This is a genomic window from Sphingomonas sp. SRI_018 (genome assembly GCF_057586275.1).
Genome location: NZ_JBYCZO010000001.1, coordinates 2,505,396 through 2,532,006, shown reverse-complemented (window position 1 = coordinate 2,532,006; position 26,611 = coordinate 2,505,396). Strand labels below are relative to the sequence as shown.

The 26,611-nt window shown below is 70.1% G+C and carries 22 protein-coding genes; 14 read left to right on the top strand and 8 right to left on the bottom strand.

Annotated elements, in window-relative coordinates; translation table 11 throughout:
* Positions 1-65: 65 nt before the first annotated feature.
* From pyrE to AC2YHA_RS11775, 5 genes are all read left to right on the top strand, one after another.
* Complete coding sequence (pyrE, locus tag AC2YHA_RS11795) at positions 66-650, top strand: orotate phosphoribosyltransferase (protein WP_487401653.1); 585 nt, start codon at positions 66-68, stop codon at positions 648-650.
* A complete protein-coding gene (locus AC2YHA_RS11790) occupies positions 647-1,375 on the top strand; it encodes a pyridoxine 5'-phosphate synthase (protein WP_487401652.1) in 729 nt (242 codons plus the stop codon). The genes pyrE and AC2YHA_RS11790 overlap by 4 nt, the downstream gene beginning before the upstream one ends.
* Before the next feature lie 154 nt (positions 1,376-1,529).
* Complete coding sequence (gene acpS, locus AC2YHA_RS11785) at positions 1,530-1,937, top strand: holo-ACP synthase (RefSeq protein ID WP_487401651.1); 408 nt, start codon at positions 1,530-1,532, stop codon at positions 1,935-1,937.
* Positions 1,930-2,796 carry a signal peptidase I gene (lepB, locus tag AC2YHA_RS11780; protein ID WP_487401650.1) on the top strand — a complete coding sequence of 289 codons (867 nt, stop codon included), beginning with the start codon at positions 1,930-1,932 and terminating at the stop codon, positions 2,794-2,796. Before acpS ends, lepB begins: the two co-directional genes overlap by 8 nt.
* Positions 2,793-3,881, top strand: a complete 1,089-nt coding sequence (locus tag AC2YHA_RS11775; RefSeq protein ID WP_487401649.1) for an AI-2E family transporter — start codon at positions 2,793-2,795, stop codon at positions 3,879-3,881. Before lepB ends, AC2YHA_RS11775 begins: the two co-directional genes overlap by 4 nt.
* On the opposite strand, the gene AC2YHA_RS11770 is transcribed toward AC2YHA_RS11775, so the two are convergent.
* Entirely contained in the window at positions 3,833-4,903 is a 1,071-nt protein-coding gene (locus AC2YHA_RS11770) for a glycosyltransferase (protein WP_487401648.1), read from the bottom strand. The genes AC2YHA_RS11775 and AC2YHA_RS11770 overlap by 49 nt on opposite strands.
* Positions 4,904-5,070: 167 nt before the next feature.
* Between AC2YHA_RS11770 and AC2YHA_RS11765 the strand changes: the two genes are divergently transcribed.
* The 3 genes from AC2YHA_RS11765 to AC2YHA_RS11755 are packed head-to-tail and all read left to right on the top strand — an operon-like array spanning position 5,071 to position 7,724.
* Positions 5,071-6,009, top strand: coding sequence for a hypothetical protein (locus AC2YHA_RS11765; protein ID WP_487401647.1), 939 nt, complete (start codon positions 5,071-5,073; stop codon positions 6,007-6,009).
* Positions 6,006-6,533, top strand: a complete 528-nt coding sequence (locus AC2YHA_RS11760; protein WP_487401646.1) for a DUF2141 domain-containing protein — start codon at positions 6,006-6,008, stop codon at positions 6,531-6,533. Before AC2YHA_RS11765 ends, AC2YHA_RS11760 begins: the two co-directional genes overlap by 4 nt.
* Before the next feature lie 12 nt (positions 6,534-6,545).
* Complete coding sequence (locus AC2YHA_RS11755; protein WP_487401645.1) at positions 6,546-7,724, top strand: glycosyltransferase; 1,179 nt, start codon at positions 6,546-6,548, stop codon at positions 7,722-7,724.
* Here AC2YHA_RS11755 and AC2YHA_RS11750 read toward each other — a convergent pair.
* Entirely contained in the window at positions 7,682-9,163 is a 1,482-nt protein-coding gene (locus tag AC2YHA_RS11750; protein ID WP_487401644.1) for a DUF2029 domain-containing protein, read from the bottom strand. The genes AC2YHA_RS11755 and AC2YHA_RS11750 overlap by 43 nt on opposite strands.
* An 89-nt stretch (positions 9,164-9,252) precedes the next feature.
* On the opposite strand from AC2YHA_RS11750, the gene AC2YHA_RS11745 reads away from it, so the two are divergent.
* Positions 9,253-10,875 carry an alkaline phosphatase D family protein gene (locus tag AC2YHA_RS11745; protein ID WP_487401643.1) on the top strand — a complete coding sequence of 541 codons (1,623 nt, stop codon included), beginning with the start codon at positions 9,253-9,255 and terminating at the stop codon, positions 10,873-10,875.
* A 4-nt stretch (positions 10,876-10,879) separates the two neighbouring features.
* On the opposite strand, the gene AC2YHA_RS11740 is transcribed toward AC2YHA_RS11745, so the two are convergent.
* Both AC2YHA_RS11740 and AC2YHA_RS11735 read right to left on the bottom strand, forming a co-directional pair.
* Positions 10,880-11,566: an anti-sigma factor family protein gene (locus AC2YHA_RS11740; RefSeq protein WP_487401642.1), complete on the bottom strand. Its 687-nt coding sequence runs from the start codon at positions 11,564-11,566 to the stop codon at positions 10,880-10,882.
* A complete protein-coding gene (locus AC2YHA_RS11735; RefSeq protein ID WP_487401741.1) occupies positions 11,563-12,051 on the bottom strand; it encodes a sigma-70 family RNA polymerase sigma factor in 489 nt (162 codons plus the stop codon). Before AC2YHA_RS11735 ends, AC2YHA_RS11740 begins: the two co-directional genes overlap by 4 nt.
* An 88-nt stretch (positions 12,052-12,139) precedes the next feature.
* Between AC2YHA_RS11735 and AC2YHA_RS11730 the strand changes: the two genes are divergently transcribed.
* Together AC2YHA_RS11730 and AC2YHA_RS11725 are read left to right on the top strand one after the other, a co-directional pair.
* Positions 12,140-13,393 (top strand): S8 family serine peptidase, encoded by a 1,254-nt coding sequence (locus tag AC2YHA_RS11730; protein ID WP_487401641.1) that lies wholly within the window; start codon positions 12,140-12,142, stop codon positions 13,391-13,393.
* Between the two features lie 95 nt (positions 13,394-13,488).
* Complete coding sequence (locus AC2YHA_RS11725) at positions 13,489-14,331, top strand: hypothetical protein (protein ID WP_487401640.1); 843 nt, start codon at positions 13,489-13,491, stop codon at positions 14,329-14,331.
* Between the two features lie 81 nt (positions 14,332-14,412).
* Here AC2YHA_RS11725 and pepN read toward each other — a convergent pair whose 3' ends face one another.
* The gene (gene pepN, locus AC2YHA_RS11720) at positions 14,413-17,007 is read right to left on the bottom strand and encodes an aminopeptidase N (protein ID WP_487401740.1); all 2,595 of its coding nucleotides are present in this window, start codon (positions 17,005-17,007) and stop codon (positions 14,413-14,415) included.
* Between the two features lie 215 nt (positions 17,008-17,222).
* On the opposite strand from pepN, the gene AC2YHA_RS11715 reads away from it, so the two are divergent.
* Positions 17,223-18,635, top strand: a complete 1,413-nt coding sequence (locus tag AC2YHA_RS11715; RefSeq protein ID WP_487401639.1) for an MFS transporter — start codon at positions 17,223-17,225, stop codon at positions 18,633-18,635.
* On the opposite strand, the gene AC2YHA_RS11710 is transcribed toward AC2YHA_RS11715, so the two are convergent.
* A complete protein-coding gene (locus tag AC2YHA_RS11710; protein WP_487401739.1) occupies positions 18,591-20,846 on the bottom strand; it encodes a glycoside hydrolase family 3 N-terminal domain-containing protein in 2,256 nt (751 codons plus the stop codon). The genes AC2YHA_RS11715 and AC2YHA_RS11710 overlap by 45 nt on opposite strands.
* 199 nt (positions 20,847-21,045) lie before the next feature.
* On the opposite strand from AC2YHA_RS11710, the gene AC2YHA_RS11705 reads away from it, so the two are divergent.
* Together AC2YHA_RS11705 and AC2YHA_RS11700 are read left to right on the top strand one after the other, a co-directional pair.
* Entirely contained in the window at positions 21,046-23,127 is a 2,082-nt protein-coding gene (locus tag AC2YHA_RS11705; protein WP_487401638.1) for a malate synthase G, read from the top strand.
* A 72-nt stretch (positions 23,128-23,199) separates the two neighbouring features.
* Positions 23,200-24,123: a bifunctional helix-turn-helix transcriptional regulator/GNAT family N-acetyltransferase gene (locus AC2YHA_RS11700; protein WP_487401637.1), complete on the top strand. Its 924-nt coding sequence runs from the start codon at positions 23,200-23,202 to the stop codon at positions 24,121-24,123.
* Between the two features lie 57 nt (positions 24,124-24,180).
* On the opposite strand, the gene AC2YHA_RS11695 is transcribed toward AC2YHA_RS11700, so the two are convergent.
* Together AC2YHA_RS11695 and AC2YHA_RS11690 are read right to left on the bottom strand one after the other, a co-directional pair.
* Positions 24,181-25,449 (bottom strand): M20/M25/M40 family metallo-hydrolase, encoded by a 1,269-nt coding sequence (locus AC2YHA_RS11695; RefSeq protein ID WP_487401636.1) that lies wholly within the window; start codon positions 25,447-25,449, stop codon positions 24,181-24,183.
* Positions 25,449-26,561 (bottom strand): S-(hydroxymethyl)glutathione dehydrogenase/class III alcohol dehydrogenase, encoded by a 1,113-nt coding sequence (locus AC2YHA_RS11690; protein WP_487401635.1) that lies wholly within the window; start codon positions 26,559-26,561, stop codon positions 25,449-25,451. Before AC2YHA_RS11690 ends, AC2YHA_RS11695 begins: the two co-directional genes overlap by 1 nt.
* Positions 26,562-26,611 lie beyond the last annotated feature (50 nt).

The following is a 26,611-nucleotide window of genomic DNA, read 5'->3' as shown; positions in this document are numbered from 1 at the left end:
TCAAGCATCTTGGATCGCCGCGGCCATTGCGATGAAGCCGGCGCGAACCTACTAGGGGCGCCACAATGACCGACGACGATATCCTCGCCGAATTCCGCGCCGCCGACGCGCTGCTGGAAGGGCATTTCATCCTCTCCTCGGGCCTTCGGAGCCCGCGCTACCTGCAATGCGCGCGCGTGCTGATGGACCCGGCACGCGGCGCCCGGCTGGCGGAGGAGCTGGTGCGGCGCTTCCCCGCCGACCTGCGCGACGCGATCGAGGCGGTGGTGTCGCCCGCGATGGGCGGGGTGATCGCCGGGCACGAGGTCGCCCGTGCGCTCGGCGTGCCGGCGATGTTCGTCGAGCGGCCGACCGGCAGCTTCGAGCTGCGCCGCGGCTTCCGGCTGGAGCCCGGCACCAGGGTGCTGATGATGGAGGACGTCGTCACCACCGGCCTTTCCTCGCGCGAGGCGATGAAGGCGATCGAGGAGGCGGGCGGCAAGGTGATCGCCGCCGCGGCGCTGGTCGACCGCTCCAACGGCAATGCCGCCTTCGACGTGCCGTTCATCCCCCTGATTCGGCTGGAAGTGCCGACTTACGATCCCGAAGCGCTGCCGCCCGAGCTGGCGGCGATTCCCGCGATCAAGCCCGGGAGCCGCGCGGCGGCTTGACCCGGCAGCTGCGCCTCGGGGTCAACATCGACCATGTCGCGACCGTCCGGAACGCGCGCGGCTCGGGCTATCCCGACCCGGTGCGCGCGGCGTTGCTCGCGGCCGAGGCGGGAGCGGACGGCATCACCGCACATTTGCGCGAGGACCGACGCCACATCACCGACGACGACATCGCCCGCCTGTCCGCCGAGCTGCCGGTCCCGCTCAACCTCGAGATGGCGGCGACCGAGGAGATGCTGGAGATCGCGCTCCGCCATCGCCCGCACGCCGCCTGCATCGTCCCCGAGAAGCGCGAGGAACGCACCACCGAAGGCGGTCTCGACGCCGCCGGCCAGCACAATCACCTCGCGCCGATGGTGCGCGCGCTGGGGCAGGCGAACATCCGGGTCTCGCTGTTCATCGAGCCGGACCCGCGCCAGATCGAGGCGGCAATGAGCCTCGGCGCGCCGGTGGTCGAGCTCCACACCGGGCGCTTCGCCGAGCTGACGGGCGACGCACAGGCGGAGGAGCTGCGCCGCCTCGCCGACGCCGCGGCGCTGGCGGCGAAGAACGGCATCGAGCCGCACGCGGGTCACGGCCTGACCTTCGACAACGTCGTGGCCGTAGCGGCGATCCCGCAGCTCAGGGAGCTCAACATCGGCCATTTCCTGATCGGCGAGGCGATCTTCGACGGCCTCGCGCCGGTGGTGAAGCGGATGCGCGAACTGATGGATATGGCGCGGTGAGCCGGCTCCCAAAATCCTCCCCGGCACGGGGAGGGGGACCGCGCCGCGTAGCGGCGTGGTGGAGGGGGCCCTCCTCCAGCGAATCGTTTGAGGCAGGGCCCCCTCCACCACCGCCTTCGGCGGCGGTCCCCCTCCCCGTGCCGGGGAGGAGCTTGTGATCATCGGCCTCGGCTCCGACCTGTGCTCGATCGAGCGCATCCAGTCGTCGCTCGACCGGTTCGGCGCGCGATTCGAGACCCGCGTGTTCACCGAGGTCGAGCTCGCCAAGGCGAAGCGCCGCCCCTTCACCTATGCCGCGACGCTCGCCAAGCGCTTCGCCGCCAAGGAGGCCTTCTCCAAGGCGGTCGGCACCGGATTCAAGCGCGGCGTGTTCATGAAGGACATCGGCGTGGTCAACGCGCCCTCGGGCGCGCCGACTCTGGCGCTCACCGGCGGCGCCAAGGCGAGGCTTGACGCCTTGATCCCGGCGGGCCACCTCGCACACGTGCATTTGACGCTCACCGACGACCATCCCTGGGCCCAGGCCTTCGTCGTCATCGAGGCTATTCCGGATCATGGCTGACGACCTGGCGCTCGACCGCCCCGACACTGTTCCCACGGAGGATGATGGCGTGGCGACGTCCAAGCCCAAGACCGACTGGTGGGCGGAGGCCCGCGGCATCGTCTGGCTGGTGCTGGCGGTGCTCGGCTTCCACAGCCTGATCGCCAAGCCCTTCTACATCCCGTCCGAATCGATGATGCCGGGCCTGTTGGTCGGCGACCGGCTGGTGGTGACCAAATATCCCTACGGCTACAGCTATGTCTCGCCGACCTTCCATGTGCTGCCGTTCATCCACGGCCGGCTCTTCGGGCGGATGCCCGAACGCGGCGACGTGGTGATCGTGACGCCGCCGGGGGCCGCCACCGACTATATCAAGCGCGTGATCGGCTTGCCCGGCGACCGGCTGCAGGTGCGGGGCGGCATCGTCTATCTGAACGGCCGCGCGGTGCCGCGCGTCTATGAGGGCGACCGGCTGATCGCGGCCGACGCCAATACCAAGTGCACCGATACCGAGGTCGCCGGTACCGACGGTAGAACCTATTGCCGGATGCCGATCTACCGCGAGACGCTGCCGGGTGGCCGCAGCTACGACACCATCGACCGCGGCTATTCCGAGGGCGACAATTACGGCCCGATCCCCATTCCCGCGAACCATGTCTTCCTGATGGGCGACAACCGCGACAATTCCGCCGACAGCCGCTTCCCGGTGAGCGAGCTCGGCCTCGGCGGCCCGGTCCCGTGGGAGAATATCGGCGGGCGCGCCGAGTTCATCACCTTCTCATTGGACGGCAGCGCCACCTGGAACCCGCTGACCTGGCCCGCCTCGTTCCGGCCGGGCCGCGCCGGCACCTCGCTCCACCCGCAGCGGACGGCCAAGTGACCAAGCCGCGCGATCCCGTCACCGCGCCGGGACCGAACGACGGGCACGACGCGCGCACCTATGCCGAGCTCAAGAAGGCGAGCATCTGGCTCGGCCTCGCCGCGGCGATGGCGCTGGTGGTGCTGCTGATCCAGCCGCTGCTGATCATCTTCGGCGGGCTCGTCTTCGCTTCGATGCTCGACGGCGGCGTGCGGCTGCTCGGGCGGGTGCTGCCGATCCCGCGCGGTTTCCGGCTCGCGATCGTGATGATCGCGGCGGTAACCTTCGTCGTCACCGTCTTCTACCTGACCGGCGTCCAGATCGCCGAGCAGGCCGAGCAGCTCCGCACCACGCTGGAGGTGCAGGCCAACCGCGTCGCGAGCTGGCTCGCCGAGCTCGGCGTCATGCCCGCGCGATCGGACCTTGCCGGCATGGCGCAGCAGGCCCTGGGATCGGTGGGGCGGCTGACCTCTGCGGTCGGCAGCGCGATCGGGGCGGTCGGCAGCCTGCTGATGATCCTGATCATCGGCCTGTTCGTGGCGATGGAGCCGCGCATCTACGGCCGCGGGCTGGAGTGGATGATCCCGCTCCAGAGCCGCAACGAGTTCGCCATCACGCTCGAGCGCATGTCGGTGACGATGCGCCGCCTGCTCGCCGGCCGCCTGCTGGGCATGGCGTTCGAGGGGGTGTTCACCTGGATCTGCCTGTGGATCGCCGGCGTGCCGATGGCGCTGCTGCTCGGCATCATTACGGGCATGCTCGCCTTCATCCCCAACATCGGCGCGATCACCAGCGGCGTGCTGATGGTGGCCGTCGGGTTCAGCGCGGGCGTCTACACCGGATTCGCGGCGATCTTCATCTACTTCCTCGTCCAGAACATCGACGGCTATATCGTCATCCCGATGATCGCCCGCCGCACGGTCGACCTGCCGCCGGCGCTCACGCTCTCGGCGCAGATCCTGGCGAGCACCTTGTTCGGCGTGCTCGGCCTCGCGCTCGCCGATCCGATGGTGGCGATGATCAAGGTCGCGCTGCAGCGCCGCTCCGAGGCCGCGGCTCAGATCGAAGGCGTCGGCGACACCAGCGAATCGAACAGCGCGGCATAGGCCGCAGCGGGATCGCCGTTCTCGCCAACAGGCGCAGGGCGGCCTCGGCCGGGTGTTAGCCAATGGTCGAGCGCCGCGACCAGCGCGTCGGCGTCGTCGACCGGCACAACGCTGCCTTGATCGGCGCTGGCGATAATTTCGCGTACGGCGACGCTCGAATCAGTGCTGACCACCGGCGTCCCCACCGCCAACGCCTCGCGTAGCACACCGGGCACGCCCTCGAAGTCAGAGGTCAGCACCACCGCCGCCGCGCCGGCGATCGCGGCCGAGGGGTCAGCGACATAGCCGGGCAGGTCCACGCGATCGGAGAGACCGAGCGCTTGCACCCGGCTTTCCAATGCCGCGCGCTCGGCGCCCTCGCCGTAGATCACCAGTCGCACCTCGCGATCCGCAATCCGTGTCATCGCCGCGATCGCGCGGTCCCAGCGCTTCTGCGGCGCGAGCCGGCCGACGCCGAGCAGATAGCGGCCGGCCGGTATCTCGCCCGCGCCGTGCCGCGGCGCCGGATTGGGTATGACGTGCACAAGCTCCCGCGGCATCCGCATCGCCGCGACCGCTTCATTCGCCATCCCTGGCGTCATCGCCACCAGCGCGTCGACGAAGTGCGGATGCAGCCGCAACCAGGCGCGATAGCCGCTCGCCACGATTCCGCCCATGTCGCGGCGGACCAGCGCGTTGGAGACCTTGGCGACGATCGGCGGACAGGCGCGGCCGAGCCGCAGCCGGGTCCATCCGGCGATGCTGGTGTAGTGATTGCCGGGGCAGAACAGGATGTCCGGCGCGGCTTCCTGCGTGATTCGGGGCATCGCCCGGAGCAACGCCGTGTAGCGCGAATCGCCCAGCTCGACGCAGGCGGCACCTTCGGGAAGCTCCGCCGCGAGCGGCCCTTCGCGCGATCCGATGGCCAGCGTCACCTGTCGGCCCTGTCCGATCCACGCCTCGGCGAGTCGCAGCGCAACCTTTTCGACCCCGCCGCCGTTCAGCGTCTGGACCGGCACGAGGATGTGGCGCGCGATGCTCATCTTCGGCGTGCCGATAGCAAAGCGGCCGCTCTCCGCCCATGGATCGCTTTTGACATATGTTTGTCAAATTCCTGGGCGATGGGGAGGCGGATCGGGCTGGGGCCAGGGGCGCTCCCGCCCGGCTAGACCTGGCACCATACGGAATTGCCCCTTTGAATCCTCCCGATATGAGTGCCTCGACGACAATGCACGCCGACGTGCTGCCGCCTGCCCCGGCTGCGAATCAGCTCGCCGGGCTCGAGCCGATCGAACGCATCCGGCGGCGCTGGCCGATCGTGCTGGCGGGCCTGCTCACATTGGCGATGGTGGCGGGCCTCGCTCATGAATTGTTCGGCGAGGGGCTGTCGGCGCTGAGCCGCGAGATTCCGCGCTCGCCCGGCTATTACATCGCCTTCGCGCTGCTCTACATGTCGCCGCCGACCTTCGACTGGCTGATCTTCCGCCGGCTGTGGGGACTTCCGGTCGCCGGCCTCGGTGCGCTGATCAAGAAGCGCGTCGCGAACGAGGTGGTGTTCGGCTATTCGGGCGAGGCCTATTTCTACGCCTGGGCGCGTTCGCGGCTGAAGATGGTGACGGCGCCCTTCGGCGCGGTGAAGGACGTGTCGATCCTCTCCGCCATCGCCGGCAATGCGATCACGCTGGCGATGATGGCGCTGGCGCTGCCGCTCGCCCGGAACCTGTTCTACCCGGAAACCTTCCAGAAGCTGGTGTGGTCGGCGGTGGTCATCGTCGCGATGTCGCTGCCGTTCATCATCTTCTCGCGGCGGGTATTCTCGCTGCCGCGCGGGACCTTGTGGTGGGTGTTCGGGATGCATTGCCTGAGGCTCTGCTTCGGCTCGTTCATGATCGCGCTCGCCTGGCATTTCGCGATGCCGCACGTGTCGCTCGGCATGTGGCTGCTCCTCGCCGCCGGGCGCCTCCTGGTCTCGCGCCTGCCGTTCGTGCCGAACAAGGACCTCCTGTTCGCCAATTTCGCGATCATCCTGATCGGCCAGGGCGAGCAGCTGTCGGAGCTCATCGCCTTCACCGCGGCGCTGACCCTGCTCGGGCACGCCCTGTTCATCGCCTTCTTCGGCATCCAGGCACTGGTGCGGAGGATCGGATGACGCGCGTGGCCGCGGCCGGTCTCGCTCTCGTCATGATCGCTCCCGCCTCGGCGCAGACCGGGCCGATCGGCAGCGATGCCGATGCCTGCGCCTCCGGGCGCGGGCCGGCGATCCGGGCCAATGTGGTGGGCCTCAAGGACCGCACCGGCCGGCTCAAGCTGGAGCTCTACCCGGCGACAGAAGAGGATTTCCTCAAGGACGATCGCGATCTGGTCAAGGAAGGCAAGATCTTCCGCCGCGTCTGGGCGGCGACGCCGTCCGGCGACGGCCCGGTGACGATGTGCATCCGCGTGCCGGCACCCGGCCGCTACGCGCTGCTGTTCACCCATGATCGCGACGGCCGGAACAAGTTCAACTTCTGGCGCGACGGCGCGGGCTTCCCCGGCAATCAGAAGCTCGGCCGCAGCCGCCCCAAGCTCGACCAGGCGCTGATCATGGTCGGCCGCGGGGTGGCGACCGCGACGATCCAGGTGCAATATCTACGCGGCCTGTCGGGCTTCGGTCCGTACACGCCGGACGATTGAGGCAGCTCCGCGATGCGCATCGTCGACGTCAACGAATTCTACTCGCCGACCGGTGGCGGGGTGCGCACCTATCTCGACCGCAAGATGGGCATCCTCGCCGACATGGGGCACGAGCTGATCGTGATCGCCGCGGGCCGCGAGGACGCGGTCGAGGAACGGCCGGGCGGCGGCGTGGTCCATTGGGTGAAGGCGCCGCGCCTCCCCTTCGACCATAATTACGGATTGTTCTGGAGCGCGGAGCCGGTGACGCGGCTGCTCGACCGGCTCGACCCCGACGTGGTCGAGGCGAGCTCGCCGTGGCGGCCGGCCTGGATCGTCGGGCAATGGCAGGGCCGCGCGCTCAAGGTGTTCTTCGCGCACAACGACAATATGGCCGCCTATGCCGGCCGCTGGCTGGAGGGCGTGGCCGACATGGCGACGGTCGAGCGCTGGTTCGCCTGGTACACGCGCTATCAGGCGCGCTTCCTCGCCCATTTCGACGCCTTCGTCACCAACGGCGTGACGCTCGCCAAGCGCCATGCCCGGCGCGGCCTTACCGTCCATGCGGCGATGCCGCTCGGCATCGACCGCGGCTATTTCTCGCCCGAGCTGCGCGACGAGCAGCTGCGCGCTGCGCTGCTGCGCCAGTGCGGCCTGCCCGGGGACGGGCATCTGCTGCTCGGCGTCGGCCGGCACCATCCCGAGAAGCGCTGGCCCTGCGTGATCGACGCGGTGCAGGCGGCGGGCGAGCGGATGCCGGTCGGGCTGATTCTGCTCGGCAACGGCGTCGCACGCGAGAAGTTGGCGCGCCGCGTCGAAGGCAGCCCGCATATCCGCCTGTTCCGCCCGCTCTACGACCGGCTGCGCTTCGCCCAGATCATGGCGAGCGTCGACGGGCTGATCCATGGCTCCGACGCCGAGCCGTTCGGACTGGTCGCGCTGGAGGCGGTCGCCTCCGGCCTGCCGCTGATCGTGCCGGATGAGGGCGGCGCCGCCGACATCGCCGAGCCGCCCTTCGCCGAACAGTATCGCGCCCGCGACGCCCGGAGCTGCGCGGCGGCGATCGAGCGGCTGTTCCAGCGCGAGCCCGCGATCCTGCGCGCAGCCTGCCTCCACGCCGCGGCCAAGGTGCGCACCGACCGCGACCACGCCGCGGCGCTGGTCGACTATTATTCCGAGCTGCTCGAAGGCAAGCGCCGCGCCGCCGCCTGAGGCGGGACGTAGAGGCGGAAGCGCGCGCTCGCGACCGGCACGCGACGCCAGCCATGGGCGGTCGCCCAATCCTCCAGCACCCGGTCGAGCGCATCCTCGCCGCTGGTCCATTTGCCCTCACCGCCGACGAGGATCGCCCGCGGCGGCTGACCGAGCTCGGTAAAATGCTTATCGATCCGCGCGCGGGTGACGAAATGGTGCAGCACCTCGCCGTTGAGGTCGAACAGCCCTGCGCTGCGGAAGACGAACGGACCCGAGGCGAAGCGCGGATCGACCGGACGCCTGCTCGCCGGAACGAACTCCGGCGCGAGCGTGGCGATCGGGCCGTCGGCACGGGCCGCGTCCATCGCCGCTCGGATCGCGTGCCCTTCGGCGATCGCCGTCGACAACCCGCCACCCGCCGCTAGCGCGATGGCCGACGGGACGAGCCCGGCGCCCGCGAAGACGGCGACGGCGATGCGCAGCGCGCGCGCAGGCGGCTGCGCCTCCCAGCGTTCGGCGAGCGCGATGAACAGCGGCGGCAGCAGCGGCAGCAGATACTGCCGCCAGGTTGGCGTCGGCAGCAGCGCCGCGACCAGCCCGGCGAGGATCAGCCAGCCGAGCAGCCGGGGCAGCCCGCGCGGCTGTCGCCATGCGACCGCAATCAGCGCGAGCAGCGCCGGGCCGAGCGCGAGGAACTTCAGCGTGTCGACCAGCTTGAGCCCGGTCGAGAGCTTCCATGCCCGGCCGGCAGACTCATAATATTGGGCGGGGGCGAGAGCCGGGAACAAGACCGTACCGAAATACGCGCTCGGCGGATCAAGCCACCAGAGCCACGCGACCAATGCCACCGCCGGCAGCGTGCCGGCGATCACCCACAGCGGCCGATGCCGCTCGCGGCGCACCAACGCATAGAGGCCGTAGGCGAGCGCGGGGATCGCATAGGAGACCTTCGCGGCGGTCGCGCCGGCGAGCAGCAAGCCGATCGCCAGGGCGCCGATGCGGCTGCCGTCGCCCCGCTCCGCCTTCAGGATCAGCGGCAGCGCCCATGCCAGCATTGCCGCCGGCAGGGCATCGTTGCGCGCGGTGCCGGCCGAGAACAGCAGGATGTCGCACGCCGCGAACAGCATCGCGCAAGAGATCGCGATCGTCGGTCGCGCCCCCGCGACGCGCGCGCCGGCATAGACGCCCGCCACCGCCGCCCAGCCGAGCAGCGCGTTGACGATCCGGAGCGCCGGATAGGCCCATGTCCCCGCCGCCCAGGCGATCGGCGCGAACAGCAGCGGCTGCAACGGCGTCTGCAGATAGGCATAGTCGCGATAAGGCAGCAGCCCTCCCGCGCTCAGCACCGCCGCGGCGACATACTGGCTCTCGTCGTGATCGATCGGCCGCATCCACGCGAGCGCGATCAGCACGACGGCAAGTACCGCCAACAGCGCGAAAGGAGGTGGCAGGCGCATCCTGCAGCGCGCCTAGCCTGCCCATGTCATAGTGTCACGCGCCCGACACATGGCAGGCGCAGACGGCCCGCGGATTGAAGAGGACGCTCATGATCATCATCGACCGCCGCAGCCTGCTCGTCACCGGAACCCTCGGCATCGCCGGCCTCGCGCTGCCGGGCTTCGCCCAGACGCCGAACGTCGCGGCGCTCCGGGGCTTCACCCATTCGGTCGCGAGTGGCGAGCCCGGGCCGGACACGATGCTGCTGTGGACGCGCTATGTCCCCGCCGATGGAGGTACCGCCGAGCTCAAGGTCGAAGTGGCCGAGACGCCCGATTTCGCCCGCATCGCCGCGGGCGGGGTGATGATCACCGGCCCCTGGCGCGATCATACGGTCAAGGTTACCGTCGACGGCCTCAAGCCCGCGACCCGCTACCATTATCGCTTCGTCGCGCCGGACGGCAGCTTCTCGCCGGTCGGCCTCACCAGGACGCTGCCGGAGGGCGCCACGCCGTCCTTCAAGGCGGCGATCTTCTCCTGCTCCAACCTGCCCTATGGCTATTTCAACGCCTATGGCCATGCCGCCGCGCGGGACGACATCGACCTGTCGATCCACCTCGGCGACTATTTCTACGAATATGCGCCGGACGGCTATGCCCCGCCGGGCGGGCCGGTCGACGGCCGCGTGCCGCTGCCGCCCAGCGAAATCCTGAGCCTCGCCGACTATCGCCTGCGCTACGCCAGCTACCGCGCCGATCCCGACCTTCAGGAGCTGCACCGCGTCAAGCCGATGATCGTGCAGTGGGACGATCACGAATCGGCCAACGACAGCTGGGAAGGCGGGGCACAGAACCACCAGCCGAACGAAGGCGACTGGAACCTGCGCAAGGCCGCGGCGGTCCAGGCCTATCGCGAATGGATGCCGGTCAGCGACGAGCCCTGGAAGACCTATGACATCGGCACGCTCGCAACCTTGTTTCGTACCGAGACGCGCCTGCTCGCCCGTACCGCGCAGCCCGACGTCGCCCCGTTGTTCCGCGACGCCGATCCGGTGGCGGCGCTCACCAAGTTCCGCGACGGCGCATGGATGGACCCGGGCATGACCATGCTCGGCACCACGCAGGAAAGCTGGCTGTCCCACGCGATGACGCGCTCGGTGAAGGCGGGCCAGCGCTGGCAGGTCGTCGGCTTCGGCACGATCATGGGCGAACAGCGCGCGCCGGCGGAGGCAATCGGCTGGCTGAAACCCGACGCGCCCGCGCGCAGCCGGAACTATGTGGAAAGCGGCATCGTGGCGGCGAAGGTCGGCCTGCCCTCCAACTTCGACAATTGGGGCGGCTATCCGGCGGCGCGCAAGCGCTTCCTCGCCTCGGCGCAAACGGCCGGCGCGAACCTGGTGGTGATCACCGGCGACAGCCACAACGCCTGGGCCTTCGACCTCGGGAACGACGGCAAGCCCGCCGGCGTCGAGTTCGCCGGCCAGGCGGTGACCTCGCCGGGCTATGAATCCGCAGCGGCCGCCGATCCCAAGGCGATGGCGGCGGCGCTGGTCAAGGCGAGCGGCGAGCTCAAATGGTGCGATGTTTCGCGCCGCGGCTATATGGCGCTGACGCTGACGCCCGACCGCGTCACCAACGACTGGCTGTTCGTCGACACGGTGAAGGCCAGGTCGACCAACGCCAGCGTCGGCCACACCGCGACGGTGACGCGCGGGCGAAACGTGATGGCGTAACGGCTCAGCGCCACCCGCGATCGTGCGCCGCGCGTTCCTGTGCGGCGTCGAGCGGGGCGCCGGCCATCATGTCCTGCGCCATCGCCATCAGCGCGGGATCGGTCGAACCGGCCTGGCGATAGTCGGGGTGCGCCTCGGCCGCGCCGGAGACGGTGCGGCGGAGCGACCAGCCGTCGCCCTCCCGGCAGGCAATCCCGCTCGTCGCCCGTCCGGCGAAGGTGCGGCAGATCGCGCCCGAGGAATCGCGGAAGCTCACGATCACCCGGATCGGCGCATCGCCCTGGGTCGCGGCGAGCTGCGTGTCGAGCGCGCGGGCGAGATCGCCCGATGCGACCAGCCCCATCGGCCCCACCTCAACCGGCGCGCCTGGCCTGAGCATCGGGCCGATCAGGAGTCCGATCACCAGGCTGGCCGCAATCGCCGCCATCCAGCGCAGATCGAAGCGCGGGCGCGCGCGCGGACGCAGCGGCACGACATTGTCAGGCTTGAGCAGCGTGGTCAGCCGCTCCGGCACCGCCGCCTCCGCGACCGGCGCGAAGCTGCCCACGATCCGCGCGCGCAGCCGCCGATGTGCCGCCACCTGCTCGGCGAGCGCCGGATCGGCGGTGATCGCGAGCTCGACCCGCTTGGCAGCAAGCGGGTCGAGCTCGCCGTCGGCATAGGCCATCAGCATTTCCGGTTCGATCGTCATGCCGCTTCCCCCAACTGCCGCATCAGCGCCTCGCGCCCGCGCACCAGCCGCGAGGTGAGCGTGCCCATCGGGATGTCGAGCACCGCCGCCGCCTCCTTGTAGGCGAGCCCCTCGACCAGCACGAGCGCCACCGCCTCGCGCTGCTCGTCAGGCAGCCGCGCCATCGCCCGCATCACCTGATCGAGCTCGACCGCAGCCTCGACGGCGCGGTCGCCCGCATCGCCCACCGTCAGCCCGGCCTCCTCCGCGACGAAGGTCTGTGCGGCGCGGCTGCGGGCGCGGGCGGTGTCGATCCAGGCGTTGCGCATGATGCGATACATCCAGCTGTCCAATCGTGTCCCCGGCTGCCACCCCGCGCGCGCCGTCAGCGCCCGCTCGATCGCCGTCTGGCAGAGGTCGTCGGCATCGCTCGGCGAGCGGGCGAGCGCATGGGCGAACCGCCTCAGCCGCGGCAGCAGCGCCAGCACGTCGTCCTCGAACCTCAGGATGCCTCCTCCTTTCGCCTCCCGGATGAAACGGACGGCCCCGCTCGTTTCATCCCGGTCCTCGATATTTTCTCTTAGGATGTTCCGGATGACGATGCGATTCGCGCTGATGTTGGTGTTCGCTGCCCTGACGGCGGCGGCCGCGCAGGCGCAGCTCGTGCCGCAGCTGCCGAGCCTGCCAGGGCCGGTCGGCAGCCTGCCGGGCGAGATCGTCGATGGCATCGGCCGGACCACGGGCGAAGTCGTCGAACGCGTCCGTGACCTGCCCCCGCAAGCGCTCGCCGCCGCGCGGCTCGATCGGTTCGCGCGGCTGGTGCGCGAGAGCCGCGACCGCATCGCGCTCGACGACAACGGCCAACCCGCGCGCGCGGGCGAGATCGTGCTGACCGATCCCGATGCCGCGACGCTCTCGCTGCTCGCCGGCAGAGGGTATCGCCTGATCGAACAGGCCGAGGTCGAAGGACTCGGCGTCGGCTATGCCCGATTGGCGATCCCCGAAAGCCGCAGCCTCGCCGAGGCGATGCGCGAGGCACGCCGGCTCGCGCCTGTCGCCGCCGTATCGGCGGACGTGCTCCATTTCGAGAGCGGCGGCCTCGGCACGGCGGCGCAGGAGGCTCGGGCATCGGCGGCCGGCAAGGGAATCGTGGTCGGCATGATCGACGGCGGCGTCGGCCGCGGCGTCGGCGGGCCGGTGCGCCAGCAGGGCTTTGCCGCCGGCGCGCCACGGCCGAGCGATCACGGCACCGCGGTCGCCTCGCTGATCGCTGGTGGCGGACCAGTGCGCGGCGGCGCGCCGGGAGCCGGCCTGCTCGTTGCCGACGTCTATGGCGGTGACCGCGCCGGCGGCAGCGCGGTGGCGATCGCGCGGGCGCTCGGCTGGCTGGCGGGCGAGCGCGCGCCGGTGGTCGCGATCAGCCTCGTCGGCCCGCCCAATCCGCTGCTTGCGCGCACGGTCGCCGCCGCCCAGACGCGCGGGATGGTGATCGTCGCCGCGGTCGGCAACGACGGGCCGGCGGCGCCGCCGGCCTATCCCGCCTCCTATCCGGGCGTGGTCGCCGTCACCGGCGTCGATGGTCGCGGCCGGGTGCTGATCGAGGCAGGCCGCGCCGCCCATCTCGACTATGCCGCGCCCGGCGCCGACATGGTCGCGCTCGATGCACGCGGCCGCGCGCGGCGGGTGCGCGGTACCTCCTTCGCCGTTCCGCTCGTCGCCGCGGCGATCGCGCGTGCAGGGGGCCGTCTCGCCGCGGTCGACGCGGCTGCGAAGGACCTCGGCACGCGCGGCCCCGATCCCGTCTATGGCCGCGGCCTCGTCTGCGGCGACTGCGCGACCCGCAAATAATTTTGGGCCGGCGGGATTAAACCGCGAAGCCCTGCCGTTCTCGTGACGAGGCGCCGATCGGTGCCCGATGGAATCATGTCACGGAGGACGAAGAAATGGCCAGGATCGTGATCGGCGGCGCGCTCGTCGCGCTCATATTCGCTTCGGCGCCGGCGTCGGCGCAGCTGCTCGGCGGCGGCGGGCTGGGCGGAGGCTTGGGCGGGCAGCTGGGCGGCACGCTCGGCGGCGGGCTTGGGGGTACGCTCGGCCGCACTATCGACACCACCGGCTCGGGCCGCATCACCGGCGACGGCAATGCCCGCGCCGAGCGCTCGGTCGACCGGCGCAGCGGCCGCGTCCATGCGCGCGGCAGCGCCGACGGCAGCGGCTCGGGCGCACTCGATGGCACCGTCGCCGACCGCGCGCTGAGCGGCAGTGCGTCGGGCTCGGGATCGGCCTCGGGTGGCGCCGACGCCCAGCTCATCGGCACCGATGCGGTGCGCAGCACGGCCGGCCAGGCAGTCGGCGCCGGGCGCGGCCTCGTCGGCAACGCGCGCGACCGCGTCGGTTCAACCGTTGGCGCAGTCCGCGATCGGGCGGGGACGCTCGGCGGCACGAGCGGATCGGACACCGCCGCCGGTTCGGGCGGCGCGGCGGGATCGATGGGCGACGACACGCTCGCGCTCGCCGGGAATGCCGCGGGCAGCGGCACGGGCAACTTCGTCGCACGGCCGGGAATGCCGGTGGTCGACGCGCGCGAACGGCTGATCGGCACCGTCCAGTCGCTGAAGACCACCGCGCGCGGCGCGGTCACCAGCGTAGTCGTCCAGGTCGGCGATCGGCTCGCGACGCTGCCCGTCTCCAATTTCACCGGCTCGGGCGACGTGCTCGTCTCCGCGATGGGGAAGGGTTCGGTCACGAAGCGGGCGGCCAAGCAGGAGCCGGAGCAGCAGCAGTAATCGACTTCGTCCCGGCCGGGCGTGCTCCCCGCTCTCGCCTGGCCGGACCGGCGCGTCCGGCGCCCCCGCCGCCGGACGCGCCTATCCCTCCACGCTCTTGCTGACCTGCTCGAACATATCCTTGCTGAGCCCCGGCACGGCGAGGATACGGTTCAGCTCCGCCTTCATCGCCTCCGCCCGCGCCGCGTCGAACCGCCGCCAGCGTCCCAGCGGCGGCAGCAGCTTGGCCGCCGTCTGCGGGTTGAGCTTGTCGAGCGCGATCAGCTGATCGGCGACGAAGCGGTAGCCGCCTCCCGATGCGTGATGGAACGCCCGCTGGTTCACCCCGAACGCCCCCACCAGCGCGCGGGCGCGATTGGGATTGGCGAGCGTGAAGTCCGGATGCCGCGCCAGCGCCTCGACCGCCGCCAATGTGTCGTCGCGCGTCGACAGCGCCTGGGTCGAGAACCACTTGTCGAGCACCAGCGCATTGTCGCGATAGCGGCGATAGAACAGCTCGAGCGCCGTCGCCCGCTCGGCGGCGTCGCCATTGGCGAGCGTGGTCAGCGCGCCCTGGCGGTCGGTCATGTTGTCCGCCGCCTCGAACTGGGCGAAGGCGAGCGCCGCCGCATCCTCCGCCCCGCTCGCCGCGAGATAGCCGAGCGCCACCGTCCTCAATCGCCGCGCGCCCTTGGCCGCGGGCGAATATTCGAAGCGATTGGCGCGGGTCTTCTCGTAAGCCGCGCGCCACTCGCGCTCGAGCGTCCGGCCGATGTCGTGCCGCAACGCCTCGCGCGCCTGATAGATCGCCTCGGGATCGACCACCGGCATCTGGTCGCCGATGAAGCTCTCGGACGGCAACAGCACCGCCTCGCCGATGAACGCCGCATCGAGCGCCGGATCGGTGAGCGTGTTGCGGATCGCCTCCAGCACCGGCCCGTGATCGGCGCGCCCGCGGCTGACCGCGGAGACCAGCGTGTCGAGCATCAGCTGCTGCATCGCCTCGTAGCGGGCGAAGGGATCGTCGTCGCGCGCCGACAGGAAAGCGAGGTCGGCGGCGGTGCGGTCGCTGTCGACGATGATCGGCGCGGAGAAGCCGCGGTTGATCGACAGTACCGGCCGCTCGGCCAGCCCCTCGAACGCCACCTCCGCGCTCGCGTGGGCGAACACCTCCAGCCGCTCGTCGATGAGCGGCTTCGCGCTGTCGGCGCCGAACAGCTTGAGCCTGAGCGGCAGCACCAGCGGCTCCTTGACCGGCTGGCCCGGCGTCGGCGGGGTGGACTGTTCGAGCTTCAGCACCGCGCGCCGCCGCTCGGCATCATGGCTGAGGCGCGCGGCGAGGCGCGGCGTGCCGGCTTGCGCATACCACCGGCGGAACTGGCCGAGATCGATCCCTCCCGCCTCCTCCATGCAGGCGACGAAGTCGTCGACGGTGGCGGCGGTGCCGTCGAACCGGTCGAAATAGAGGTCGGTCGCGGCGCGGAACTTCTCGGGCCCCAGCAGCGTCGCCATCATGCGGATGACCTCGGCACCCTTGTTGTAGATGGTCGCGGTGTAGAAGTTCGAGATCTCGATATATTCGTCGGGTCGGACCGGGTGGGCGAGCGGCCCCGCATCCTCGGGGAACTGCGCGGCGCGTAAGGATCGCACGTCCTCGATCCGCTTGACCGCCGCCGATCCCTGGTCGGCGGAGAAGCTCTGGTCGCGGAACACGGTGAAGCCTTCCTTGAGGCTCAGCTGGAACCAGTCGCGGCAGGTGATGCGGTCGCCCGACCAGTTGTGGAAATATTCGTGCGCCACCACGGCGGCGATCGCGTCATAGTCGTAATCGGTCGCGGTCTCCGGGTCGGCGAGGATGTAGCGGCTGTTGAAGATGTTCAGCCCCTTGTTCTCCATCGCCCCGAAGTTGAAGTCGTCAACCGCAACGATGTTGAAGACATCGAGGTCGTATTCCCGGCCATAGACATCCTCGTCCCACTTCATCGCCGTCCTGAGCGCGTGGAGGGCGTGATCGGTCTTGGGAAGATCGGCAGCGCGCACCCAGATGCCGAGTTGCACCTCGCGGCCGGACCGGGTGGTGAAGGTCGCGCGATTGGCGACGAGGTCGCCCGCGACCAGCGCGAACAGGTAGCTCGGCTTGGGAAAGGGATCGTTCCACTGCGCCCAATGCCGGCCGCCCTCCAGCTCCCCCGAGGCGGCCGGATCGCCGTTGGCGAGCAGGATCGGAAAACGCGCCTTGTCGGCCGCCATCCGCACCGAATAGCGGCTGAGCACGTCGGGCCGATCGGGGAAGAAGGTGATGCGGCGAAAGCCCTCCGCCTCGCATTGCGTGCACAGCAGCCCGCCCGAGGCATAGAGGCCCATCAGCTGGGTGTTGGTCTCGGGCGCGACCTCGACCTCGGTCTCGATGCTGTGGCGGTCGCCGCTCAGCGGGACGACGAGCGCACCGTCGTCGAGCGACCAGTCGGCATCGCTGCCGTCGACGCGCACCGCGAGCGGTGTGAGTCCGTCGCCATCCAGGCGCAGCGGTTCCGAGTGATCCCCGTTCCGCTCTACGGTGAGCGTGGCGCGAACCCGCGTACGCGCGGGGTCGAGGTCGAAGTCGAGCGCGATCGTCGGCACGAGCCAGGCGGGCGGGCGATAATCCTCGCGGCGGATCGTCTTCGGCGTCGGCGCAGCGGCAGGGCGGGCATCCATCCCGCCGCTATACGCCGCCATGCCGTCGGCAAGCCAGTGTTGTTCTTGCTTCCGTCACCCCGGCCTTGTGCCGGGTTCACCGGGCGGCTCGGTTCAGGACTGGAGGCGTCTGTCCTGAGCTTGCGGCGCAGTGGACCCCGGCACAAGGCCGGGGTGACGGGGAAGGGGGTGGCCAGGTCTTTCCTGTAGTCACGCCGCGCCGCTACAGCAGATGGATGAAGGACGTCGGCGAACGCCCAGCCGCGCAAAGGCTCAGCTTCTGGCAGCGCACCCGCTTCGCGCTCGGCGATCTCGCGTTCAACCTCTATTGGCAAAGCATCACCCTCTACCTCCTGTTCTACTACACCGACGTGATCGGCCTGCCGATCGGGCAGGCGGCGCTGATCTACATGCTGCCGTCGATCTGGGACGGGCTGGTCGATTTCGCGGTGGGGCTGTCGGCGGACCGGCTGGGCGCCGGGAAGGGTGGATATCGCCGCTTCCTGGTCTGGGGTGCGCTGCCCTTGGGCGCTGCCTTCGTGCTGCTCTACCTGCCGCTGCCCTTCACCGGCACCTTGCTGCTCGGCGCGATGCTGGCGGTGCACCTCCTGTTCCGTACCCTCTATGCGGTGGTGAACGTGCCCTATTCGGCACTCACCGCCCGGATCACCTCGAGCAGCCGCGACCGCACCTCGATCGCGGGCCTGCGCATGATGTTCGGCACGATCGCCGCCATCTCGGTCGCGCTGGTGACGCAGCCGATGGCGGCGCTGATCGGGGGAGGGCCGGATGATCCGATCGGCTTCCTCGCCGTCGCGGCGCTGTTCGCGCTGGCGGGGGTCGCGATCCTGCTGCCGGTGGCGCTCGCGATCGAGGAGGCGGAGCCGCCGGCGCCGAAGCAAGGCGCCATCCTGCGTTTCCTCGGCGACTGCCTGCGCAATCTTGCCACCAATCCAGCTTTCCTGTCGCTGATGGCCGCGATGATCTGCATGACCTTCGCCGCGACCGTGTTCGGCAAGTCGATCCTCTATTATTTCAAATATGTCGTCGGCCACGAGGAGGCGGGGCGGCAGGCATTGGCGGTGATGGGATTCGCCGGCGGGCTCGCGGTGCCGCTGTGGATGGTGATCGGACGCCATCTCGGCGCGCGGATGGTGTGGCTGCTTTCGGCCGGCGGCGGGCTCGCGGCGCTAGGGGCCGTAGCGTGGCTCGACATCCGTGGCGTGCTGGCGATGCAGGCGCTGTTCGTCGCGCTGCAGGTGGCGATCATGGGGATGCACTTCGCCTTCTGGTCGCTGCTCCCCGACACGATCGAATATGGCGAGCGCGCGACCGGCCAGCGTTTCGAGGCGACCACCTTCGGCGTCGCCGCGCTGGTGCAGAAGGTCGCGTTCGGCGCCGCCGGCGGACTGTTCGGGGCGCTGTTCGACGCGATCGGCTATCGCGCCAACGTCGGCCAGTCGGCCGAGACGCTGGCGGGGATGCGCTGGATCGTGCTCGCGGTGCCGGCACTGGGCTTCGCGCTGTCGGCGCTGTGCATCGCGCTCAACCCGCTCCGCCGCGACGTCCACGACCGCATCGTCGACGAGCTGGAACAGCAGCGATTAGCCCGCGAGGAGCTCGAAACTGCCCCGAAGCCCATCGGCTGACGAGGGCCCGATCCAGAAGTCGAAGAGGCCGGGCTCCACCGTTCGCTTCATCGCCTGGCCGACGAACTCCAGGTCCCGACGCCGCAGCGTGAAGCTGACCGTCGCGGACTCGCCCGGCGCCAGGTGGATCTTGCGATAGCCCTTCAATTCGCGGACGGGCCGGGTGATGCTGGCGGCGCGGTCGTGGATGTAGAGCTGCGCCACTTCCCACGCTTCGTGCTTGCCCGAATTGGTGACGCGCGCGGTGAGGGTGATCGCCCCATCCCAGCCCAGCCGGCCGCCGCCGTTCGCAAGGTCGGCATAGCCGATGCGGCCGTAGGTGAGGCCGTGGCCGAACGGGAAGCGGGCCTCATTGCTCACCGTCTGGAAATGCGCCTTGTAGGGCTGGAGCGGTCCTTCGGGATTGGGCCGGCCGGTCGCCTTGTGCGCGTAATAGAACGGCTCCTGCCCCGATTCCTGCGGGAAACTGACCGGCAGGCGTCCCGATGGCCCCTCCTCGCCGAACAGCACTTCGGCGATCGCCGGGCCGGTCTCGCTGCCGAGGAACCAAGTGACGAGCAGCGCCGGCGCGCTCAGCACCGCGCCCTGCAGCTCCAGCGCGCGCCCGTTCTTGAGCAGCACGACATAGGGCTTGCCGGTCGCGGCGATAGCCTCGGCCAGCGCCTGCTGCGCGGGATGGAGGGTGAGCGAGGTGCGCGACTTGGCTTCGCCCGACATGTCCTGCGTCTCGCCGAGCACCAGCACCGCGACGTCCGCCGCACGCGCGGCGGCGACCGCGGCGTCGATGCCGCCCGGAATGGGTGCGAACGGCTGGCAGCCGGGCGTCACCGTCAGTGCCGTTGCGTCGGTCAGTTCCGCACGCATGCCCGTGGCGATATCGACCGCCTGGCCGTCGTCGCCATAGACGTTCCACGGTCCGATCAGGTCGTGCTTCCCCTCGGCGAAAGGCCCGATCAGCGCGATCCGCTGCCCAGACTTGCGGAGCGGCAGCAGCTCGCCCTCGTTGCGCAGCATCACGATCGACTTGCGCGCCGCGTCGCGCGCGACCGCCAGGTTGGCGCGGGTGCGCGAGCGCGCCTTCTCGCGCCTGGGATCGAGGCGACGGAACGGATCGTCGAACAATCCGAGCGTCGCCTTCAGCGCCAGCACGCGCCGCACCGCCTCGTCGAGCCGCGCCATCGGCACGCTGCCGTCGTTCACCAGCCCCGGCAGGTGCTTGATGTAGAATCCGCTCTGCATGGACATGTCGACGCCGGCCATGAAGGCGAGCTTGGTCGCCTCGCGCGCATCCGCCGCGAAGCCGTGCGCGATCATCTCCTCGTCGCCGGTGTAGTCGGAAACGACCAGCCCGCCGAAGCCCCATTCGCCGCGAAGCACCTCGGTCTGCAGCCAGCGGTTGCCGGTGGCGGGGATGCCGGACAGCTCGTTGAACGAGGCCATGAAGGTCGGCACGCCTGCCGCCAGCGCGGCCTCGAACGGCGGGAAATAGACCTCGCGCAGCGTCCGCTCGGAGATGTCGACGCTGTTGTAGTCGAGCCCCGCCTCCGCCGCGCCATAGGCGGCGAAATGCTTGGCGCAGGCGGCGACGGCGTCGTCGTCCCACAGCGACTTGCCCTGAAATCCCTTCACGCGCGCCGCCGCCATGTCGATGCCGAGCAGCACGTCCTCGCCGGCGCCCTCGACGCCGCGGCCCCAGCGCTGGTCGCGGGCGATGTCGACCATCGGCGCGAAGGTCCAGTCGATCCCCGCCGCCGCCGCCTCGACCGCGGCGACGCGCGCAGCGCGCTCGGCGAGCGTGGGGTCGAAGCTCGCCGCTTCGGCGAGCGGAACCGGGAAGACGGTGCGGTGCCCATGGATCACGTCGGCGGCGAAGATCAGCGGGACCTTCAGCCGCGATTCCTTCATGGCGACCGTCTGCATCCGCCGCGCCATCTCGGCGCCGTTGCCGTTGAACACGCCGGTGAGCCGGCCCTTCCGCACCTCCTCGAGCTGCGCCTCGAAGCCGGCGCCGGCCTGCGGCGGGTTGAGCGCATTTGCCCCGGCGCCCGCCCAGGCCGCGGCCATCAGCGTGAGCTGCCCGCACTTCTCCTCGACGGTCATCCGCCCGACCAGCGCGTCGATCGCCGCGTGCGATCCGCCATCCTTCCCCGCCTGGAGCAGCAGCGCGCGCGCCGGCGAATGCGCCCAGGCGATCACCGTCCCCGCCGCCATCAGCGCGCCGCGCCGCGTGATCGTCGTGCCGTTCAAGCCATCCTCCCTGTCGTTTCGTCCTGCCGACTCGGCGCTCATCGCCCGATAGCGTGCGCTGTAACCGGTTACAAATCCACCCTCAGGTTGATCCCCCGGGCCGGATCGGCTTAAGCGGCGGGGGCCTCCCCAGGCCCGTTCGTTCCGTTGGAGGCATTCTGCGATGACCTATGTTCCCCGCGCTGGCCTGTCGGTGGCCGCTCCCCTGGCCGCGTTCGTCGAGGAGCAGGTGCTGCCGCCGCTGGGGATCGCGGCGGAGGAATTCTGGTCGGGCACGGCGGCGATCTTCGAACGCTTCGTTCCGGAGAACCGGGAGCTGCTCGCGCGACGCGACGCGCTTCAGGCGGCGATCGATACGCGCCTGGTGGAGGGCGGCCAAGCCGACGAGGCGTTCCTCAGCGAGATCGGTTATCTCGTACCCGAGCCGGCGCCGTTCGCGATCGGCACCGAGAACGTCGATCCCGAGATCGCGACGATGGCCGGCCCGCAGCTCGTCGTGCCGGCGCTCAATGCCCGCTTCGTCCTCAACGCGGCCAACGCGCGCTGGGGCAGCCTCTACGACGCGCTCTACGGCACCGATGCGCTGCCCGGCGCAGCCAAGCCCGGTGGCTATGATGCCGAGCGCGGCACCCAGGTGATCGCCTATGCCCGCGAGTTCCTCGACAAGGCGGTGCCGCTCAAGTCGGGAAGCTGGAAGGATTTCATTAGCGGCGACCTCGACCTCGCCGACCCCGGCCAGTTCGTCGGCTCGAAGGGCGACAACCTGCTGTTCCACCACAACGGTCTGCACATCGAGGTGGTGATCGACCGCAGCCATCCGATCGGCAGGGACGATCCCGCCGGCATCGCCGACGTGCTGCTGGAGGCGGCGCTCACCACCATCGTCGACCTCGAGGATTCGATCGCCGCCGTCGACGCCGAGGACAAGGTGGCGGCCTATGCCAACTGGCTCGGCCTGATGCGCGGCGACCTCGAGGAGACGTTCGAGAAGGGCGGGAAGACGATGACCCGCCGCCTGAACGGCGACCGCGTCTATCAGCGTCCCAACGCCGACGACCTCGTGCTTCCCGGCCGCAGCCTGTTGTTCGTGCGCAACGTCGGCCACCTGATGACCACGCCGGCGGTGAAGCTCGTCGACGGCGGCGAGGCGCCGGAGGGCATCCTCGACGCGATCATGACCAGCGCGGTCGCGCTCCACGACCTGCGCGGGCTCGGCAAGCATCGCAACAGCCGCGCCGGCTCGGTCTATATCGTCAAACCCAAGATGCACGGCCCCGACGAGGTCGCCTTCACCGACCGCCTGTTCGACGCGGTCGAGGACCTGCTCGGCCTCGCCCGTCATGCGATCAAGGTCGGCGTGATGGACGAGGAGCGCCGCACCTCGGCCAATCTCGCCGCGTGCATCCGGGCGGTGAAGGACCGCATCGTCTTCATCAACACCGGCTTCCTCGACCGCACCGGCGACGAGATCCACACCTCGATGCACGCCGGCGCGGTGGTCCCCAAGGCCGAGATGAAGGGGACCGACTGGATCAAGGCCTATGAGGATCGCAACGTGCGCATCGGCCTCGCCTGCGGCCTCTCCGGCAAGGCGCAGATCGGCAAGGGCATGTGGGCCGCGCCCGACCGGATGGCGGACATGCTCGCGCAGAAGATCGCCCATCCGACGAGCGGCGCCAATACCGCCTGGGTGCCGAGCCCGACGGCGGCGACGCTGCACGCGCTCCACTATCACCAGGTCGACGTCTTCGCCCGCCAGCGCGAGATCGCGGGCGAGCCGGTCCCCGCGCTCGGCAGGCTGCTGACCGTGCCGCTCGCCGGCGGCCGCAACTGGAGCGAGGCGGAGGTCGCGCGCGAGCTCGACAACAACGCCCAGGGCATCCTCGGCTATGTCGTGCGCTGGATCGACCAGGGCGTCGGCTGCTCCAAGGTGCCCGACATCGACGACGTCGGCCTGATGGAGGACCGCGCGACGCTGCGCATCAGTTCGCAGCACATCGCCAACTGGCTGCTGCACGGCGTGGCGACGCCGGAGCAGGTCGACGCGGCGCTCCGGCGCATGGCGGCGAAGGTCGACGCGCAGAACGCCGGCGACCCGCTCTACCGCCCGATGGCGGGCCATGAGGAGGACAGCCTCGCCTTCCAGGCCGCCCGCGCGCTGATCTTCGAGGGGCTGACCCAGTCCAACGGCTACACCGAGCCGCTGCTGCACAGGTTCCGGGCAGAGGCGAAGGCGCGAAGGTGATCTCGCGCGGATAGATGTTGACTCGATCAACATTCCGTAGTGTTGATCAAATCAACACTACGGAGCCCGCGCATGACGCATCAGCACGAGAGCGCCGTCGCCGACCTGCGCGCATTCAACCGGCTCTACACCAGCCGGCTCGGCCTTCTCCACGCCAGGCTCGACGGCAGCCCGTTCACGCTGAGCGAGGCCCGGATCCTCTACGAACTCGCACACCGCACCGATCCGACGGCGGCGGAGATCGCGCGGGCGCTGAACGTCGATCGCGCGCAGATGAGCCGCACGGTGAAGCGGCTGGTAACACGCGGGCTGGTGGCATCGCGCGAGGACCCGGCCCATGGCCGCCAGCAGCTGCTCTCACTCACGGAGGAGGGGAGCAAGGCGTTTGCCGCCCTGGAGGGAAACACGAGGGCGGCGATCGGTGCGCTGCTCGAGGGACTGCCGCAAAGCCGGCGAGGGCGCCTGCTTTCGGCCGCCTCCACCATTACCCGCATCTTCGAGGCCGAGACCGCACCGGCAGTCACGTTGCGCGATTTGAGGCCCGGCGACATGGGCCTGGTCATCGCGCGGCAGGCGATCCTCTATGCGGAGGAATATGGCTGGAACAGCGACTATGAAGCCCTGGTCGCGCGCATCCTCGCCGATTTCCACCAGTCGTTCGATCCCGCCCGCGACGCCGCCTGGATCGCGGAGATCGACGGCCGGATGGCCGGATCGATCTTCCTCGTGCGCGGGGACGAGCCGGGCGTGGCCAAGCTGCGCCTGCTGTACGTCGAGCCCGACGCGCGCGGCGCCGGTGTCGGCAAGATGCTGGTGGCGGCCTGCATCGAGCGGGCACGGGCGCTCGGATACCGGCAGCTGGACCTTTGGACCAACAGCGTCCTCGCGGCGGCCCGCAGCATCTACGTGCGCGCAGGCTTCACGCTGGTCGAGGAGGCGCCGCACCATTCCTTCGGCAAGGACCTGATCGGGCAGACCTGGTCGCTCGCCCTTTGACATCATTCGCGCCTGCTTCGGCGTGGAATCATCCTGCGGTCAGCGATGGCAACGGCCTCACGGCGCCATCCCCGTCGCGCCGATCAGGGCAAGCAGCCCGACCGAAAGGCCCCGCACGCTTTCCGGCTTGGCGACGTCGATCCATTCATCGGGCGCATGGGCGCGCCCGCCGCTGCCGCCCGACCCGATCGTCACCGCCGGGATGCCGAGGCTCATCGGCAGGTTGGCGTCGGTCGAGGAGGCGTCGAACTCCGGCGCATAGCCGAACGCCTGCACCGCCGCCGCGGTGGCCCTCACCAGCGGATCGCCGGCCGGCGTGGCGCCGGCGGGGCGGTCGCCGATCACCTCCGGCTCGGCGGTGATCTTGCCGACGCGGGTCGAGCGCGCGGCGTTCTCGGCATCGACCGCGGCCTTGACGATGCCGAGGAAACGCTTCTCCAGCGCCGCCAGCGCCTTCGCGCTCTCCGAGCGCATGTCGACGTCGACGAACACCTCGTCGGGGATCGCGTTGACCGAGGTGCCGCCGCCGGTGACGCTCGCCGAATAGGTGGTGCGCGGGCTTGCCGGCAGCTTGATCCGGTAGAGCTCGCTCACCGCGCCCGCCATCGCTGCCATCGGATTGACGATCCCGAACGCGCCGTAGCTGTGCCCGCCCGGCCCCTTGAAGGTGACGCGGTAGCGCTTCGATCCCACGCCCGCGCGCGTGACCCGCGCCGCGCCGCTGCCGTCGACCGAGAAGAAGGCGCCGATCCGCCCCTTCATCGGCCCCTTGGTGAACAGATAGCGGACGCCGCGCAGGTCGCCGCGCCCTTCCTCGCCGACGTCGGCCACGAACAGGATCGGCGCGCGCGTCCTGATCTGGCCGGCGTCGAGGGCGCGGGCATAGGCGAGCAGCGCCGCGAGCCCGCGCGTGTCGTCGCCGACGCCCGGCGCGGCGAGGCGGGTGCCCTGGCGCTTCACCTTCACGTCGGTGCCTTCGGGAAACACGGTGTCGAGGTGCGCGGAGATCACGACCAGCTTGGCGCCCGGATCGCTGCCGGGGCGCAGGCCGAGGACATTGCCCTCGGCGTCGATCGTCACGTCCTGAAGGCCGACCGCGCGGAACTTCTCCGCCATCGCCTTGGCGCGTTCGGCTTCCTTGAACGGCGGCGCCGGGATTTCGGTGATCTCGACGATCTCCGCGACGAACCGGTCATGGCCCCGATCGAGGTCGGCGATCGCCGCCTTGAACGGCGCGCTCGCCCGGATGCGAGCGACGTCGGCTTCGGGCGTCTGGGCGGCGGCGGGCGCAGCGGCGACCAGCGCCGCGAGGGCGAGCATCCGCATCAATAGACCACCACGGAGCGGATGCTCTCGCCGGCATGCATCAGGTCGAAGCCCCGGTTGATCTCCTCGAGGCTCAGGACATGGGTGATCATCGGGTCGATCGCGATCTTGCCGTTCATGTACCAGTCGACGATCTTCGGCACGTCGGTGCGTCCCTTGGCGCCGCCGAACGCGGTGCCCTTCCACACCCGGCCGGTGACGAGCTGGAAGGGGCGGGTCGCGATCTCCTTGCCCGCCTCGGCCACGCCGATGATGATGCTTGTCCCCCAGCCGCGGTGGCAGCATTCGAGCGCGGTGCGCATCACCTCGGTGTTGCCGGTCGCGTCGAAGCTGTAGTCCGCCCCGCCGTCGGTCAGCGCGAGCACCTCGGCGATCACCTCCTCGCGGCTCTTGCCCTTGCCGTTGATGAAGTGGGTCATGCCGAACCTGCGGCCCCATTCCTCGCGGTCGGGATTGATGTCGACGCCGACGATCACGTCCGCGCCGACCATCTTCGCGCCCTGGATCACGTTGAGCCCGATGCCGCCCAGGCCGAACACCACGACCTTGTCGCCGACCTGCACCTTCGCCGTGTTGACCACCGCACCGACGCCGGTGGTGACGCCGCAGCCGATGTAGCAGCTCGTCTGGAACGGCGCGTCCTCGCGGATCTTGGCCACTGCGATCTCGGGTAGCACGGTGAAGTTCGAGAAGGTCGAGCAGCCCATGTAATGGAAGATCGGCCGCCCCTTGTAGCTGAACCGCGTGGTGCCGTCGGGCATCAGCCCCTTGCCCTGGGTCGCGCGAATCGCGGTGCACAGGTTGGTCTTCCCGCTGAGGCACGACTTACACTGGCGGCATTCGGGCGTGTAGAGCGGGATCACATGATCCCCGGGTTTCACGCTGGTCACGCCTGCCCCGACCTCGCGCACGATGCCGGCGCCCTCATGGCCCAGGATCGAGGGGAACAGCCCCTCGCTGTCCAGCCCGTCCAGCGTATAGGCGTCGGTGTGGCAGATGCCGGTCGCCATGATCTCGACCAGCACCTCGCCGGCCTTGGGCCCGTCCAGGTCGACCTCGACGATCTCGAGCGGCTTCTTCGCCTCGAAGGCGACGGCGGCGCGGGTCTTCATATCCTCTCCCTTCGGGCTGATGGGATTGCGGTAGAAGAAAGGACAGCCCT

Excerpts from the sequence above, each read along its gene's own strand:
- pyrE (WP_487401653.1), top strand. The coding sequence starts at position 66 with ATGACCGACGACGATATCCTCGCCGAATTCCGCGCCGCCGACGCGCTG.
- lepB (WP_487401650.1), top strand. The coding sequence starts at position 1,930 with ATGGCTGACGACCTGGCGCTCGACCGCCCCGACACTGTTCCCACGGAG.
- AC2YHA_RS11770 (WP_487401648.1), bottom strand. The coding sequence starts at position 4,903 with ATGAGCATCGCGCGCCACATCCTCGTGCCGGTCCAGACGCTGAACGGC.
- AC2YHA_RS11765 (WP_487401647.1), top strand. The coding sequence starts at position 5,071 with ATGAGTGCCTCGACGACAATGCACGCCGACGTGCTGCCGCCTGCCCCG.
- AC2YHA_RS11760 (WP_487401646.1), top strand. The coding sequence starts at position 6,006 with ATGACGCGCGTGGCCGCGGCCGGTCTCGCTCTCGTCATGATCGCTCCC.
- AC2YHA_RS11755 (WP_487401645.1), top strand. The coding sequence starts at position 6,546 with ATGCGCATCGTCGACGTCAACGAATTCTACTCGCCGACCGGTGGCGGG.
- AC2YHA_RS11750 (WP_487401644.1), bottom strand. The coding sequence starts at position 9,163 with ATGCGCCTGCCACCTCCTTTCGCGCTGTTGGCGGTACTTGCCGTCGTG.
- AC2YHA_RS11745 (WP_487401643.1), top strand. The coding sequence starts at position 9,253 with ATGATCATCATCGACCGCCGCAGCCTGCTCGTCACCGGAACCCTCGGC.
- AC2YHA_RS11740 (WP_487401642.1), bottom strand. The coding sequence starts at position 11,566 with ATGACGATCGAACCGGAAATGCTGATGGCCTATGCCGACGGCGAGCTC.
- AC2YHA_RS11730 (WP_487401641.1), top strand. The coding sequence starts at position 12,140 with ATGACGATGCGATTCGCGCTGATGTTGGTGTTCGCTGCCCTGACGGCG.
- AC2YHA_RS11725 (WP_487401640.1), top strand. The coding sequence starts at position 13,489 with ATGGCCAGGATCGTGATCGGCGGCGCGCTCGTCGCGCTCATATTCGCT.
- pepN (WP_487401740.1), bottom strand. The coding sequence starts at position 17,007 with ATGGATGCCCGCCCTGCCGCTGCGCCGACGCCGAAGACGATCCGCCGC.
- AC2YHA_RS11715 (WP_487401639.1), top strand. The coding sequence starts at position 17,223 with ATGAAGGACGTCGGCGAACGCCCAGCCGCGCAAAGGCTCAGCTTCTGG.
- AC2YHA_RS11710 (WP_487401739.1), bottom strand. The coding sequence starts at position 20,846 with ATGGCGGCGGGGACGGTGATCGCCTGGGCGCATTCGCCGGCGCGCGCG.
- AC2YHA_RS11705 (WP_487401638.1), top strand. The coding sequence starts at position 21,046 with ATGACCTATGTTCCCCGCGCTGGCCTGTCGGTGGCCGCTCCCCTGGCC.
- AC2YHA_RS11700 (WP_487401637.1), top strand. The coding sequence starts at position 23,200 with ATGACGCATCAGCACGAGAGCGCCGTCGCCGACCTGCGCGCATTCAAC.
- AC2YHA_RS11695 (WP_487401636.1), bottom strand. The coding sequence starts at position 25,449 with ATGCGGATGCTCGCCCTCGCGGCGCTGGTCGCCGCTGCGCCCGCCGCC.
- AC2YHA_RS11690 (WP_487401635.1), bottom strand. The coding sequence starts at position 26,561 with ATGAAGACCCGCGCCGCCGTCGCCTTCGAGGCGAAGAAGCCGCTCGAG.